At 40.5% G+C, this 15,164-nt stretch carries 15 protein-coding genes; 11 read left to right on the forward strand and 4 right to left on the reverse strand.

The genetic code is table 11. From position 1 onward, the window contains the following. Window position 1: 1 nt before the first annotated feature. Together HPE56_RS14770 and HPE56_RS14775 are read right to left on the reverse strand one after the other, a co-directional pair. A complete protein-coding gene (locus HPE56_RS14770; protein WP_188244528.1) occupies window positions 2-1,711 on the reverse strand; it encodes a M56 family metallopeptidase in 1,710 nt (569 codons plus the stop codon). Then, entirely contained in the window at window positions 1,711-2,070 is a 360-nt protein-coding gene (locus HPE56_RS14775) for a BlaI/MecI/CopY family transcriptional regulator (RefSeq protein WP_109649363.1), read from the reverse strand. The genes HPE56_RS14770 and HPE56_RS14775 overlap by 1 nt, the downstream gene beginning before the upstream one ends. Before the next feature lie 160 nt (window positions 2,071-2,230). Here HPE56_RS14775 and HPE56_RS14780 point away from each other — a divergent pair, with 160 nt between their 5' ends. After that, window positions 2,231-3,169 (forward strand): calcium/sodium antiporter, encoded by a 939-nt coding sequence (locus tag HPE56_RS14780; RefSeq protein WP_188244529.1) that lies wholly within the window; start codon window positions 2,231-2,233, stop codon window positions 3,167-3,169. Between the two features lie 64 nt (window positions 3,170-3,233). On the opposite strand, the gene HPE56_RS14785 is transcribed toward HPE56_RS14780, so the two are convergent. After that, complete coding sequence (locus HPE56_RS14785; RefSeq protein WP_188244530.1) at window positions 3,234-4,244, reverse strand: glutamine synthetase beta-grasp domain-containing protein; 1,011 nt, start codon at window positions 4,242-4,244, stop codon at window positions 3,234-3,236. A gap of 210 nt (window positions 4,245-4,454) precedes the next feature. Here HPE56_RS14785 and HPE56_RS14790 point away from each other — a divergent pair, with 210 nt between their 5' ends. From HPE56_RS14790 to pyrF, 9 genes are all read left to right on the forward strand, one after another. Next, window positions 4,455-6,641, forward strand: a complete 2,187-nt coding sequence (locus HPE56_RS14790; protein WP_188244531.1) for a glutamine synthetase III family protein — start codon at window positions 4,455-4,457, stop codon at window positions 6,639-6,641. Window positions 6,642-6,749: 108 nt separating this feature from the next. Beyond that, on the forward strand, window positions 6,750-7,931 hold the full coding sequence (locus HPE56_RS14795; RefSeq protein ID WP_188244532.1) for an AIR synthase related protein: 1,182 nt from the start codon (window positions 6,750-6,752) through the stop codon (window positions 7,929-7,931). Between the two features lie 178 nt (window positions 7,932-8,109). Further along, window positions 8,110-8,550 carry a QcrA and Rieske domain-containing protein gene (locus HPE56_RS14800; protein ID WP_188244533.1) on the forward strand — a complete coding sequence of 147 codons (441 nt, stop codon included), beginning with the start codon at window positions 8,110-8,112 and terminating at the stop codon, window positions 8,548-8,550. A 25-nt stretch (window positions 8,551-8,575) separates the two neighbouring features. After that, window positions 8,576-9,010 carry a thioredoxin family protein gene (locus tag HPE56_RS14805; RefSeq protein WP_223170329.1) on the forward strand — a complete coding sequence of 145 codons (435 nt, stop codon included), beginning with the start codon at window positions 8,576-8,578 and terminating at the stop codon, window positions 9,008-9,010. Then, window positions 9,007-10,002: an FAD:protein FMN transferase gene (locus HPE56_RS14810; RefSeq protein ID WP_317173215.1), complete on the forward strand. Its 996-nt coding sequence runs from the start codon at window positions 9,007-9,009 to the stop codon at window positions 10,000-10,002. The genes HPE56_RS14805 and HPE56_RS14810 overlap by 4 nt, the downstream gene beginning before the upstream one ends. A gap of 9 nt (window positions 10,003-10,011) precedes the next feature. Beyond that, the gene (locus HPE56_RS14815; RefSeq protein ID WP_188244535.1) at window positions 10,012-10,221 is read left to right on the forward strand and encodes a DUF4266 domain-containing protein; all 210 of its coding nucleotides are present in this window, start codon (window positions 10,012-10,014) and stop codon (window positions 10,219-10,221) included. 110 nt (window positions 10,222-10,331) lie between these two features. Then, a complete protein-coding gene (locus HPE56_RS14820; RefSeq protein WP_188244536.1) occupies window positions 10,332-11,612 on the forward strand; it encodes a DUF3570 domain-containing protein in 1,281 nt (426 codons plus the stop codon). Between the two features lie 132 nt (window positions 11,613-11,744). Further along, window positions 11,745-12,821: a peptide chain release factor 1 gene (prfA, locus tag HPE56_RS14825; RefSeq protein WP_188244537.1), complete on the forward strand. Its 1,077-nt coding sequence runs from the start codon at window positions 11,745-11,747 to the stop codon at window positions 12,819-12,821. A gap of 10 nt (window positions 12,822-12,831) precedes the next feature. Beyond that, window positions 12,832-13,656: an orotidine-5'-phosphate decarboxylase gene (pyrF, locus tag HPE56_RS14830; protein WP_188244538.1), complete on the forward strand. Its 825-nt coding sequence runs from the start codon at window positions 12,832-12,834 to the stop codon at window positions 13,654-13,656. A gap of 2 nt (window positions 13,657-13,658) precedes the next feature. On the opposite strand, the gene HPE56_RS14835 is transcribed toward pyrF, so the two are convergent. Then, entirely contained in the window at window positions 13,659-13,853 is a 195-nt protein-coding gene (locus HPE56_RS14835; protein ID WP_188244539.1) for a hypothetical protein, read from the reverse strand. 227 nt (window positions 13,854-14,080) lie between these two features. Between HPE56_RS14835 and HPE56_RS14840 the strand changes: the two genes are divergently transcribed. Next, the gene (locus HPE56_RS14840) at window positions 14,081-14,866 is read left to right on the forward strand and encodes an alpha/beta fold hydrolase (RefSeq protein WP_188244540.1); all 786 of its coding nucleotides are present in this window, start codon (window positions 14,081-14,083) and stop codon (window positions 14,864-14,866) included. Window positions 14,867-15,164 lie beyond the last annotated feature (298 nt).

The raw sequence follows: 15,164 nt of genomic DNA on the forward strand, positions 1-15,164 counted from the left end.
TTTATTCTTTTTTTGTTGTTATAAGCACAACCCCATTCTTGCCTTTTTCGCCGTATATAGTTTTTCCCATTTCACCTTTAAGAACATTGACTGTTTCGATATCTGATGGATTGAGTGCCTTCATCTCTTTTTCTTTAACTTCTTTACCATCGATTATAAAAAGCGGTTTTTCACTTGCTCCACTTTTCATGTTAAACATTTTTTGATCATCGTCATCTTCCAAGATGATATTATCCATATCCTCATTCACATCGGACATTCTCATGATGAACATGTTTTCTTCTTTGTCTCCTTTCGATTTTTTTATTTTAATATGTTTTTCATGAAGCCCATCATCTTTATTCATTTTGTCGAATTCTTCGCGACTAACTTTTTTACCATTGACCAATATGGTTTCCTTCCCTTTATCATCGCGTATCTCGATGGTCTTGTGTGCTTCATTATCAGTTTCGGCTTGTACCCATATCATTTGGTCGTCATCGTTGTCAACCTCAATGCGAACCTCTTTATGAATTTTGGAAGTGGTCTTGTCGCCGCTTCCCATAGAAAAGGAATTGATGTCCGCATCGTACATAATTTGAATTGGATCGATTCCTTCACCATCATTACTGAAGCTAGAAGAGCTTCTTATTTTTTTACCATCGTCTTTTGTGGTTGCAAAATCTACTGAAATTTCTGTGATTTCATTTTTTGCATTATGCACCACGGTATAGGAAAAATCAATTCCTTTTTTGGCGAGGTCTTTTTTCAGGTCAATTAATTCTTGGTCAGTGGTGTTCTTATCTATCATGAGTTCTATCAGTTGGGGATTTTGGGAAGCACTCAATGATGGGGCCATTGTGGTGTTAATGGGTACATAAACTTCCTTGGTGTTGAAACTGACTAGGAACAATGCCAAAGCCGGTAAAATGAAGGTAATCTTTAGCATATTCCTTTTGTTTGATCTTGATTTGTTTAGCATGACGATTCGTTTTTTGATTAATGAATTATAGAAATTATTGACCAGGGGGGAATACAGGTTGTTCCCTGAAACCTTTAATAAGGTATACTGGTAATCTTTGATGGATTCGACTTTTTTCGTGGCACATGCGTCGGCCATAAACTCTAGATTCTGTTTTACGGTAGTTCGGTACAACCAACTAAAAGGGTTTATCCATAGGAATACCGTAAATATTTCCGTCAATAGAATGTCGAGGGAATGCCATTGCGAACTATGTGCTTCCTCATGTTTTATGATAGCGGATAGTTCCTCTTTGGAATACGGCTTTGGATTATAGAAAATGTGGTTAAAAAAGGAAAAGGGGGTAACAGGGTCATTGATTTCGATATGGTGGAATTTTCCTTTTCGAACAACGGTATTTCTTTGTATCAATTTCAAAAGAGAGGTAATCTGCAGAATGAATTGTGTCGAGAAGAACAAAACCCCCAAGAGGTATATACCCGATAAAACCGTAGTCCAATCCAAGGGAAAACCAGCTTCGTGAATGGCAAGTGTATCACCTTTCGAGCTGTATGATATTGGGGTCACAGCAATTTCGACATAGTTGGTAAAGGTTGCGAAAGGAAGTAATAAGGCGCTAAATAGACCTATAATCAGGAAGTATCGATTTACGGTATAAAAGGTTTCTTGTTTTAAGAACAGCGCGTAGGTCAAATAGAATAGCGCTAGGATTCCTGAAGCCTTGGTCATGTGGATCAATAGTGGTTCCATTATTTTTTCTTTTCGATGAGGTCTATGATTTCCTTCAGCTCCTCTACGGATATCTTCTCTTCCTTGGCGAAAAATGACACCATGCTTTTATAGGAGTTGTCAAAATATTCGGCAAGTTTGGAATTGACGAATTTTTTACGGTAGTCTTCAAGACTTACCAAAGGGTAATACCTGTGGGTCTTGCCAAAGGCTTCATACCCGACGTATTTCTTTTCCTCAAGGTTTCGTACAATGGTCGATAAGGTGTTGTAGTGGGGTCTGTTGCCTTCTATCTCGGCCATAATTTCTTTTACGAATGCCTTTTTCAGACGCCATAAAATAATCATGATTTCTTCTTCCTTGTTGGTTAACTTCTGCATTTGTCTGTGTATTTTATTCAAACATAAAAGGAATATCCATATTAGACAACTATTTTAATAGTTATTTAACTATAAAAATAGTTATATATGGTTTTCTTATTTGAATATATCGGTTTATAGAAACAAAAATCTTAGTCTATATTTGTCAAAAAGGATACGAATGCAAAATATTCTATTTATTGTTATCGGACTGACATTTTTAATAGCAGGAGGTAATTGGCTATTGAAATCGGCAGTTGCCTTATCGTTGCGATTGAATATTCCCAAAATCGTGATAGGAATGACCATTGTTTCCTTTGCGACATCGGCCCCCGAACTTATTGTAAGTATAAAGGCGGCCCTGGATGGTTTTCCTGATTTGGCTTTGGGTAATGTAGTGGGGTCCAATATTGCGAATTTAGGGTTGGTATTGGCTATCATCCTGTTGTTGGGGAGTATAGAGGTGCGAAAAAGTTTTTATACTACCGACTGGCCTATGATGATGTTGGCTTCAATGCTGTTTTTTGTATTTATTTTCTTTGATGGTGAATTGGTACGGTATGAGGGCATTATTTTGGTTGCAGGTCTTTTTGTCTTCTTGGTTTATCTTTTGAAATACCAAAAAACGGCAGTAGTTGAGGATTCATTGGAAGATGATGTTCCCTTGCCCTTGTATAAAACGGTGTTGTTCTTGGGAATTGGAGGGGTCGCACTTTGGGGAGGTTCGGAGCTGTTGGTGAATGGTGCTGTGGGACTTGCCAATAATTACGGGGTTAGCGAGCGTATAATCGGTATAACCATAGTGTCGATCGGAACGAGTATTCCGGAGTTGGCTGCTTCGATTATTGCGATAATCAAAAAGGAAAAGGCGATTTCCTTGGGAAATTTAATAGGGTCCAATATTTTTAATATTATGGCCGTATTGGGTATTACCTCGTTGATTACACCCATAAAAGTGATGGATCAAAGGTTGTTGGGCAATGATATCTTTTGGATGCTCGGTATTTCTTTCTTGATTCTGCCTTTGGTGTTCTTCCCAAAAGGACTTCGATTGGGGTGGCGGGACGGATTGATACTCCTTGCTGCTTACTGCTTGTTTATTTATTTTACGATACGATAAACAAAAAACCCTGACGATAACGTCAGGGCTTTTCAGATAAAACAATTAATTATATGGTGTCTAATTAAATCTTCGCGGATTTAACGGTTTTAACGATTCTTCCTGCAATTTTATATGGATCACCGTTAGAAGCTGGACGTCTGTCTTCCAACCAACCTTTCCAACCTTTTTCTACAGTGATGATCGGGATTCTAATTGAAGCCCCTCTATCGGATATTCCGTAGCTAAAGTCCGATACGTGTGCTGTTTCATGAAGACCTGTAAGACGCTCTTCGTTAAATGCACCATATACTTCCATGTGTTCTTCGGTTACGGGTCTAAAGGCCTCACATACTTTTTCGTAAACCTCTTTGGAACCACATGTTCTTAATAAAGTGTTTGAGAAATTGGCATGCATACCAGAACCGTTCCAATCCCCTTTTACTGGTTTTGGGTGGTACTCAATATAGAAACCATATTTTTCAGTCAAGCGATCTAATAGGTAACGGGCTACCCAGATTTCATCACCTGCTTGTTTGGCACCTTTGGCAAAAACTTGGAATTCCCATTGTCCTGGGGCAACTTCTTGGTTGATGCCTTCAAAGTTTAGACCAGCATTAAGGCATAGGTCAGCGTGTTCTTCGACAAAATCCCTACCCCAAGTATATCTTCCACCTACTGAGCAATAGTATTTACCTTGTGGCCCAGGGAATCCACCTCGTGGGAAACCTAGAGGTAAATCGGTTTTAGTGTCCATTAAAAAGTATTCTTGCTCAAATCCAAACCAGAAATCATTGTTGTCATCATCGATTTTCGCACGAGCATTTGAAGGATGTGGTGTTCCGTCTGCATTTAATACCTCGGACATAATCAAGTATCCGTTCTCCCTGGCAGGATCTGGATAAATAGCAACAGGTTTCAATAAACAGTCTGAAGAGCCACCTACTGCTTGCTCCGTAGAGGAGCCATCAAAAGACCAGATATCGCAATCTTCTAGCTTGCCGCTAAAATTTTCTTCGATCTTCGTTTTACTTCTCATGTTCTGAGTGGGCTCATGACCATCCAACCAGATGTATTCTAACTTTGATTTGCTCATAATAATAGGATATAATTGATATAATTTTATAGTCGAACAAAAATAAAGGATTTAGGGTATATATCTAATTTTTAAGGGGGTAATTATCAAAAAATAAGTAATAATTTTGTTTACCCCTGTTTTTTTTAGGGTATTTTGTGTAAAAGTTATTTTTGCCTTGTTTTAATTATTAAATCGTTAATCATTATTTTTGCCCAAATTATTAATAGTATGTCCAACTTAAGGTTTGAAGCGATTATAGAAAGTCAAAAACGAGTCCCTTTGCTTATTGAGGAAAAAGGGAGGCGTTCCGAACTTTTTGCGGCCAATGTTTTCAATGAGGAAAAAATGCTGCAATACTTAACCAAGGATGCCCTGGGGAGTGTAAAGGGAGCCATTGTTTCTGGTTCTAAGATTGAACGGAAGATAGCAGATCAAGTGGCAGAAGCAATGAAAGGATGGGCCATCGGAAAGGGGGCCACACATTACACCCATTGGTTTCAACCCTTAACGGGGTCTACCGCTGAAAAACACGATGCTTTCTTTGATCTATTGCCCGATGGAAAGGCTTTGGAAAAATTCGGTGGGGGACAATTGGTCCAACAAGAACCGGATGCTTCGAGCTTTCCCCATGGAGGAATCAGAAACACATTTGAGGCTAGGGGGTATACCGCTTGGGATCCCACTTCCCCAGCCTTTATTTATGGTACCACCCTATGTATTCCCACTATTTTCGTGGCTTATACTGGAGAGGCACTCGATAATAAAGCACCATTGCTTCGGGCATTACATGCTGTTGACAATGCTGCTACCGCTGTGGCCAAGTATTTTGATAAGAATGTATCCAAGGTGAATGCGACCCTGGGTTGGGAACAAGAGTATTTTTTGATCGATAAGTCTTTGGCGATGTCGCGACCCGATATCGTAATGACAGGTCGTACCTTGATAGGTCAGACTGCGGCAAAGGGACAGCAATTGGATGACCATTATTTTGGTGTTATCCCGAGTCGTGTCTTGAGTTTTATGCGCCATCTTGAAGTGGAGTGCACCCAATTGGGCATTCCTGTGAAAACAAGGCATAATGAAGTGGCTCCAAACCAATTTGAATTGGCACCGATTTTTGAGGAAGCCAATTTGGCGGTTGACCACAACCTTCTGTTGATGGATGTGATGGACAAGGTTGCAAAAAAGCACAATATGAAAGTGCTTTTTCATGAAAAGCCTTTTGCGGGAATCAATGGTTCCGGCAAGCATAATAATTGGTCCTTGGCGACAGATACGGGGGTAAATTTATTGAGTCCTGGGTCTACCCCCATGAAGAACCTGCAGTTCTTGACCTTTTTCGTGAACACCATAAAGGCTGTCGATAGCTATGAAGAGCTTTTGCGTTCGTCCATTGCCTCCGCCAGTAATGACCATAGGTTGGGGGCCAATGAGGCACCACCTGCCATATTCTCGATTTTTATAGGGAAACAATTGAGTAGTGTACTTGATGAATTGGAAGGGGTTTCCAAAGGTAAATTGTCGCCAGAGGAAAAAACCGAGCTTAAATTGAACGTGGTTGGTAAGATTCCGGAGATTATGCTCGATAATACCGACCGTAACCGAACATCGCCATTCGCCTTTACCGGAAATAAATTCGAAATGCGTGGGGTGGGTTCTAAGACCAATTGTGCCAAACCGATGACGGTTTTAAATACGATCGTGGCCAAACAATTAAGGGATTTTAAAATTGAGGTCGACAGTTTGATCGATAATAAGAATCTAAAAAAGGATGAGGCTATTTTCAATGTCTTGCGGGAGTATATCAAAACTTCCAAAAGAATCCGTTTCGATGGTGATGGTTATAGCCAGGAATGGGAAAAGGAGGCGAAAAAAAGAAAATTGAGCAATAATAAATCCACACCCGATGCTATTCAGGTGTTGACCTCCAAGGAGAGTTTGGAGCTTTTTGATTCCATGAACGTAATGAGTGGGGTCGAGGTGAAGGCAAGACAGGAAATTGAGCTGGATTCCTATATCATGCATTTGCAAATTGAAGGTAGGGTCTTGAACGAGATGGTATATGGTTATGTTATACCTGCCGCAATTGAATATCAGAATATTTTGATTGCCAATGTGGGTGGTCTAAAGGAGATTTATGGCGCAGGTTATAAAAAAATGTGTGAAAGTCAGTTAGCGATCATAGAGGGTGTGACAGAGCATATAGCGGCTTTAAAAGCAAAGACCGATGCCATGGTGAATGAAAGGAAGAAGGCTAATGTTATTGCCGATAGCAATAAGAAGGCCTATGCGTATTGCGATAAGGTGAGGCCATATTTCGAAGGGATACGATACCACTGCGACAAGCTGGAACGTCTGGTCAGTGATAAGCTTTGGCCGTTGACCAAGTATAGGGAGTTGCTTTTCGTGAAGTAAGTATGCGCAAAGGCCAAATAGTTGCGCCATAAAGTTTACGAATGAAAAGCTCGCGATATGTGGGCTTTTTTTTAACGAATCCATTATTTTTGCCACAAATTAAAACACATGGGGACATCAAACAGTGAAAGGTACAAGCAGCGAGGGGTTTCGGCTTCAAAAGAAGATGTGCATAATGCCATAAAGAATATTGATAAAGGACTTTTTCCTAAAGCCTTCTGTAAAATTGTCCCTGATTACTTAACCAATGATGATGATTATTGCTTGGTGATGCATGCTGATGGTGCGGGTACAAAATCATCCTTGGCATATATGTATTGGAAGGAAACAGGCGATGTTTCGGTATGGAAAGGTATTGCCCAGGATGCATTGATCATGAATATCGATGACCTCATTTGTGTTGGTGCAACAGACAATATTTTGTTATCCTCAACAATAGGCCGCAATAAAAATTTAATTCCTGGGGAAGTTATTTCGGCCATAATCAATGGTACTGAGGAATTGATCGCCGATTTGGCCAAGCATGGTATGATCATCCATTCCACGGGTGGGGAGACTGCCGATGTGGGTGATTTGGTGCGTACCATTATTGTGGATTCTACAGTGACGGCAAGATTGAAACGGGATGATGTTATTGATAATGCCAACATAAAAGCTGGCGATGTTATTGTCGGGTTGGAATCTTTTGGTCAGGCCGTATACGAGAAGGAGTATAATGGGGGTATGGGTAGCAATGGGCTCACTTCTGCCAGACATGATGTCTTTGCCAAATACTTGGCGGAAAAATATCCAGAAAGTTATGACGCTGCCGTTCCTGATGATTTGGTGTATTCCGGACATACCGGTTTAACCGATGAAGTACCTGGTGCTCCTTTAAATGCCGGTAAATTGGTGCTGTCTCCTACCCGTACCTATGCGCCGATCGTAAAAAAAATATTGTCAAAATACAACGCTTCCGACATCCACGGTATGGTGCATTGTAGTGGAGGGGCGCAAACAAAGATCCTTCATTTTATAGATGGGCTTCATATTATTAAGGATAATCTGTTTCCTATACCTCCCTTGTTCAAATTGATTCAGGAGCAATCGGGTACCGATTGGCGCGAAATGTATCAGGTTTTCAATTGCGGACATCGCTTGGAGATTTATACCAATGAAACCGTGGCGCAAGATTTGATTAACATCTCCAAAGCGTTTGGTGTTGATGCAAGGATTGTGGGTAGGGTAGCGGATAATCCCTCAAAAAAACTTACCATAAAAAGCGAATTCGGCAGTTTTGTCTATGAGTGATTAAAATCGGATGGAGCCCTTTTTACGCAAGGGTTCTACGATGGACAAACCTTTAATTTACCCTTAAATCCAGTGTTTTGGATTGATTCTAAGTAAGTACTTAAGTAGTTGACCGACTTTATGATTTCTCTTATACGATTAGTTTAAATACGACGTTGATAGTAGTAAAACCAATGCTATGGAAAGAAAGGATTTTCTCAGGACATTAGGGGCTGGTGCTGCTTTCGCATTAACGTTCCCGTGTTTGCAAGGATGTTCCAAGGATGATGAAAATGGCGATAAGGTCGAAGCGCCTACAGGTATTGACTTCACTATTGATCTAAACTCCACCGAAGGGAAGAAATTGTCTGACAACGGAAGTTTTATTTTAAAGGATTTGGTTGTTGTGGTCAAGGATTTGGATGGTAATTTTGTCGCTGCGACCCAAGTGTGTAGTCATGAATCCTACGATCAAGTTCGCTTCTTATCGAATGATGGTGGTATTTTTTATTGTGATGTGCATGGTTCGCGTTTTGCACTGGATGGTGCGCCCTTGAACCAAGTGGAGGGCAATGTTGCCAAACCCTTGAGGATCTATAACACCGAACTCAATGGGGACATACTTCGCGTTTATGAATAGTTGTTTAATCCTAAAATATTTTAAATTGAAAAGGTTCGTTTGTATTGTGTTTTTGGTAAGCTCGGTTTTTGTTTCCGCCCAAGAGTGGCAGGCTACCTTTTCTGATGCCGTATCTGTGTCGGTAAGGGAGAATAAACCCATTGTTCTGGTTTTTTCAGGCTCGGATTGGTGCGCTCCATGCATAAAATTGGAAAGAAATATTTGGCAATCAAAAGAATTCACGGCTTATTCCAAGGAGAACTATGTGCTTTACAGGGCCGATTTTCCTAGGAAAAAGAGCAATCAATTGGCAGACGATATCACGGAGCAGAATCGTAAATTGGCCGAAACCTATAATCCAAAAGGTTATTTCCCATTGGTGGTGGTATTGAACCCGAACAAAGAGGTTTTGGGCACGACAGGCTATAAAAAGATTTCTCCAGACGCTTATATTTCCCTGCTAAACTCATTTGTAAAGTGAGAAAACTCCTCCCCCTGATTTTTGTTTTCTTTTTTGTCCTTGGTTTTGGCCAAGAGCGCAAATACGTGACGGTACATAGGACCGAAAAATTAATGGGTTGCCGTTTTGATATCACCGTGGTAGCCGTAAATGAGGAAATTGGATATATCAACATCGATGAGGCCGTTGCTGAGATCAGGCGTATTGAAAAGATGGTTTCTTCTTGGGATCCCGATTCCGAAACGGCTTTGATCAACAAGAATGCCGGCATTAAACCGGTGAAAGTCAGTGTAGAACTGTATAAACTTATAGAACGGGCTATACAGATATCGGAAATTACCGATGGGGCTTTTGATATTTCTTATTCCTCAATGGATGAAATTTGGAAATTTGATGGAAGCATGACCTATATGCCTTCCAAGGAAATGATTAAAAATTCAATAGCCAAGGTAGGGTATGAAAAAATAGTTTTAGATCCTGAAGGGCATACCGTCTTTTTAAAACAAAAAGGAATGAAAATTTCTTTTGGGGCCATCGGTAAGGGCTATGCTGCGGACAAGACCAAGGAATTGCTGGTTTCAAAACAAGTGGTTGCCGGTATCATAAACGCATCGGGGGATTTAACCACTTGGGGTACAAAAGCCAGTGGGGAAAAATGGTTGATCGGTATAGCAAACCCGTTAAGCAAGAATAAGATATTTTCTTGGCTTCCCATAGTCGAATCATCGGTGGCTACCTCTGGCAATTATGAGAAGTTCGTGATATTCGACGGTAAAAAGTATACTCATATTATAGACCCTAGGACCGGATATCCCTCGCAAGGCGTAAATAGTGTCACCATTTTTGCCAAAAGTGCAGAGCTCTGTGATGCTTTGGCAACCGCGGTTTTTATAATGGGGAAGGACGCTGGTCTTTCGTTGATCAACCAACTCGGTGGTACTGAGGTTATTTTGGTGGATAGCAATAATAGAATTCACAAAAGCAGTGGTATTCTTCTGGATAATAATCCTTAACTTTAATGTATGAAAAAGATTGTGCTTCTACTGGTCTTTGCGGCCCTATCAAGCTCTTGCGTTGTGGTAAGGGAATATGACAAGGTGTACTTGAATGATGATGAGATGGTTCTGGGCGCGAAAGGTTCTGAGCGATTTGAGACGAACTTCCAGATATATCGTGAAGCGGCTGCCGGTGCGAATGGCGGTAAGTCTGGTGGTGGTTGTGGATGTAATTGAGTACTACGGTCAATCGATTTCAACAAAAAATTGATTGGGCAAGTGGGGGTAACCTCAGTAAATAGGAAAACTTTTTACCCGAATACACAAATTAATAACTTCATATTCCTTTGAAAAAACTTAGTATAATAGTGCTTTTGTTCGCGTTGAATTGGGGTTTTGCCCAAGAAGAAGGGGAAAATACCTACCAAAAACGTGTTTTGGAAACCGCTGAAATAGACTTGCTTTTCAGTTATTATAACCAAGATGGTCAAAATGCTGCGGTGACCGGAGGGGAAGGAACCGAAGAATTGACAGATGCCACATCGAGTATTGTGGTTAAAATGCCATTGAACCCCGATGACGTGCTGACGGTTGATGTGGGTATTTCGGCCTATTCCTCGGCTTCCTCGAGTAATATAGATCCTTTTGATAAAAGCAGTAGGCCGGCAAGTCCGTTCAGTGCGTCTTCCGGTGCTTCCCAAAGTGATGCGTTGGTCCACTTCAATCCTACCTACGAACATAGTTCCGATGACCGCAATTCAGTGTATTCGGCCCAGGCGTATATTTCATCTGAATACGATTATTTTTCACTGGGTTTTGGTGGGGGGTATACACGTTTGTTCAATGAGCGGAATACCCAGTTCGGCGCGAGCTTCCAGGTCTTTTTGGATTCATGGAATCCGCAATATCCCGTAGAATTGAGGGATGGTTTTTTCGATTCAAGAATTTCGGGTAGTGGCACCTATGATCCCAGTTTTGTGGCATTTGATGATGAAACAAGAAATTCATACTCCCTTTCATTGAGTATTTCCCAGATTTTGGGTAAACGGCTTCAAGGTTCAATCTTTTTGGATCTTGTGTCCCAAAAAGGATTGTTGAGTACCCCACACCAAAGGGTTTATTTTAGTGACTTCAATGACTTCTTTATCGAGGATTTTCAGTTGGCTGATGGGGTAGAACAATTGCCCGATAGCCGTTTTAAGATTCCGATTGGTGCCCGTTTGAATTATTATTTGAACGATTTTATTGTATTGCGAAGCTATTACAGGTACTATTCCGATGATTGGGGCATTTCGGCCCACACAGCCAGTTTGGAGGTTCCTGTCAAATTAAGTGATAAGTTTACGCTATATCCCAACTATCGCTATTATGATCAGACCGCTGCGGATTATTTTTACGGGAAGGAAGCAGCCACTTCAACCCTCGATTTCTATACATCGGACTATGATCTCTCAGCCTTTAGTTCGCATCAATACGGAATGGGTGTCCGCTATAAGGATATCTTTGCGGGAGCCAAGGTTTTTACTTTTGGTTTAAAGACCATTGATCTTCGATTCAATAAATATGATCGTAGTGACGGACTATCCTCTTATATTTTTAGTTTAGGGACTACCTTTGTAGGTAATTAGTATAGGATTTGTCTTGTTTGCTGCTTAAGCATCTTACTGAAAATTGTTCATAAACTAATGGGTTTTGCAAAATTCGGGAATACCACATATGTATAAATTTATCGTAAATTCGCAGCGAACACAGGAAAGTATATGATTGATAAATTAAATATCGTAAAACAGCGTTTTGATGAGGTTTCAGACCTTATTATCCAACCCGATGTGATTACGGACCAAAAGAGGTATGTACAGCTAACAAAGGAGTACAAGGACCTTAAGAATCTTATGGCCAAGCGCGATGAGTATTTGGAGTTGTCCAATAATATTTCGGAAGCGGAAGAGATTATTGGGGATGGTAGTGATCCGGAAATGGTGGAAATGGCTAAAATGCAAATGGAGGAGGCCAAAGGCGCATTGCCTGCGTTGGAGGAAGAGATCAAACTTATGTTGATTCCCAAGGATCCGGAGGATGCCAAGGATGTTGTTGTTGAGATACGGGCGGGAACCGGAGGCGATGAAGCCAGTATTTTTGCGGGTGATCTTTTTAGGATGTATACAAAATACTGTGAGAATAGAGGTTGGAAAACAAATGTCATCGACCTGAGTGAAGGTACTAGTGGTGGTTATAAGGAAATACAGTTCGAGGTTAATGGAGAGGACGTATATGGCACCCTGAAATTTGAAGCTGGGGTACACCGGGTTCAACGGGTTCCCCAAACCGAAACCCAAGGTAGGGTGCATACAAGTGCGGCCACGGTAATGGTCTTGCCTGAGGCTGAGGATTTTGATGTGCAGATAGATCCAAAGGATGTAAGGATCGACTTTTTCTGTTCTTCAGGGCCCGGTGGGCAGTCGGTGAACACCACATATTCCGCAGTACGTCTTACACACGTTCCTACGGGGTTGGTGGCGCAATGCCAAGACCAAAAATCCCAACATAAAAACAAGGAAAAGGCATTCAAGGTACTTCGTTCCAGATTGTATGATATGGAGCTGGCCAAAAAGCAGGAAGCAGATTCCGCTAAAAGGAATTCGCAGGTAAGTAGTGGTGACCGATCAGCGAAGATAAGAACCTATAATTATCCTCAGGGTAGGGTAACTGACCACAGGATTGGACTTACCTTGTATGATCTTCAAAATATTATCGATGGGGACATTCAAAAGATTATCAATGAATTGAGTCTCGTTGAAAATACCGAGAAACTAAAGGAGGCATCGGATATTTTTTAAATTTTGTGGAATGGATCTTGAAAAACTCATTAAGCAAATTCATGTAAAACAATCCTTTCTTTGTATTGGATTGGATACCGATTTGGAAAAAGTACCTCCACATCTATTACAGGAGGAAGATCCGATATTTGCCTTTAACAAGGCGATAATCGATGCTACCCATCACCTGTGTGTGGCATATAAACCGAATACGGCTTTTTATGAGGCTTATGGACTCAAAGGGTGGAAGGCCCTTGGGAAAACCATAGATTACCTGAATGCGAATTATCCGGAGGTTTTTACCATTGCGGATGCGAAAAGAGGCGATATAGGAAATACGTCAACACGGTATGCCAAGGCCTTTTTTGAGGAATTCGGTTTTGACTCCATTACCATTGCCCCTTATATGGGAAGGGATTCGGTAGAACCATTTTTGGCCTTTGAAAACAAGCATACCATTTTGCTGGCATTGACCTCCAATGAAGGTGCCTATGATTTCCAGACGCAAAAAGTGGATGGAATGGCCTTATACGAGAAAGTGTTGCAAACCTCCAAGACCTATAAAAATGCGCATAACCTAATGTACGTAGTTGGGGCGACGAAGGCTAGTTTCCTCGGGGACATCCGTAAGATTGTTCCTGATAGTTTTTTATTGGTGCCAGGTGTCGGCGCACAAGGTGGAAGTTTAAAAGAGGTGTGCCATTACGGAATGAACCAACATGTCGGTCTCTTGATAAATTCTTCAAGAGGAATTATCTATGCATCAAAAAACGGGGACTTTGCAGCTATGGCGGCCCTCAAGGCAAAAGAATTACAACAACAAATGCAAGAGGAATTAAAATCGTTGGGCCGATAAGCCTAAACAAGTTCGTCCAATCTCCTTTTGGTTTTTTTGGCTTTCTGCTCAAAAAACTCACCCAATTTGGTATTGCTGTATTTGAGATTCGAGGCTCTTTCCATAAAGCATTGATATTGGTATTCCAATAGGCTAATGGCTTGACTACCAGTTGATATCGATGTTACCGATCCGACTTTACAATATTGATTTTCCATAGTGTTCAAATGTTATATCAAATATACGTGTGATTTGCCATTTTAGATGTCGTGAAGCCTGATTAGCTCCTTATATATAGATTATTTATCTATTTATTAACAATTGCTTAATAATGTTCATAAAAAAGCGAGATATGGACTGTTAAAAAAAACCTTAAATCGATTGCCCTATTAAAAGTTTTAATACATTGCACAATTCCTTAGAACGGGACGTATAGAGAACACTATTGTTAAGTTACTACACATATGTACATAAAGAATCAACCACTTGGGTGACGTTTGTTCACGGTGCAGGGGGTAGCTCCTCCATTTGGTTTAAACAAGTACGTGAATTTAAAAAGCACTTCAATGTATTGTTGCTGGATCTAAGGGGGCACGGGAATTCCAAACCCAGTATCAAGGATGCCTTCAACGATAGATATACCTTTGATTCGATTACTGACGATATCCTTGAGGTGATCAATCATCTAAAAATTGCCAAATCACATTTTATCGGAATTTCCTTGGGAACCATCCTTATCAGGAATCTTGCCGAAAAACACCCCCATAGGGTGGTGAGTATGGTCATGGGTGGGGCTATTATGCAACTGGACATACGTTCGCAGATCCTAATGCGATTGGGTATTTTATTCAAATCGGTTATTCCGTATTTATGGCTTTACAAGTTCTTTGCCTTTATTATTATGCCCCATAAAAACCATAAGGAGTCTCGGTCGCTTTTTGTTCGAGAGGCAAAAAAGTTATATCAGAAAGAATTTACACGATGGTTCAGATTGACTTCGGAAATAAATCCGTTGTTACGTATCTTTAGGGCGGTTGACACTAAAATTCCCACCTTGTATGTTATGGGGGGTGAGGATTATCTGTTTTTGCCCGCTGTTAAAAAGATTGTACAGGAACATACAGCCTGTAGTCTTTTGACCATTGAATATTGTGGTCATGTGGTCAATGTAGAACAGCCGAAGATTTTCAATCACTTGGTTATTTCATACTTGTCGGATACGGGTAATTGATTCTTTTTCTAATCTACACACAACTTTTCGGATTGATCCATAAATATCCAAATACCTAGAAATCGTTCTTGATCAAGCTTATTCCCAGAAGGTTGGGGGTGAATAAAAAAAACCGGTGCTCCCACCGGTTTTTGACTAACTAACTCAAAAAATTACTGACTCAAATAATTTTGTACAAAAGAACTTAATTAACAAGAGAACTTGGTTAATTAAAGTTTACCAATATGTTAAAAGTGTCCTTATATAATTCAACGTGGTTTAAATCCATTTAGTATAAATGACCTGTAATTATTTTAAC

The sequence above is a fragment of the Maribacter aquimaris genome (assembly GCF_014596745.1).
GTDB classification, from domain to species: Bacteria; Bacteroidota; Bacteroidia; order Flavobacteriales; family Flavobacteriaceae; genus Maribacter_A; species Maribacter_A aquimaris.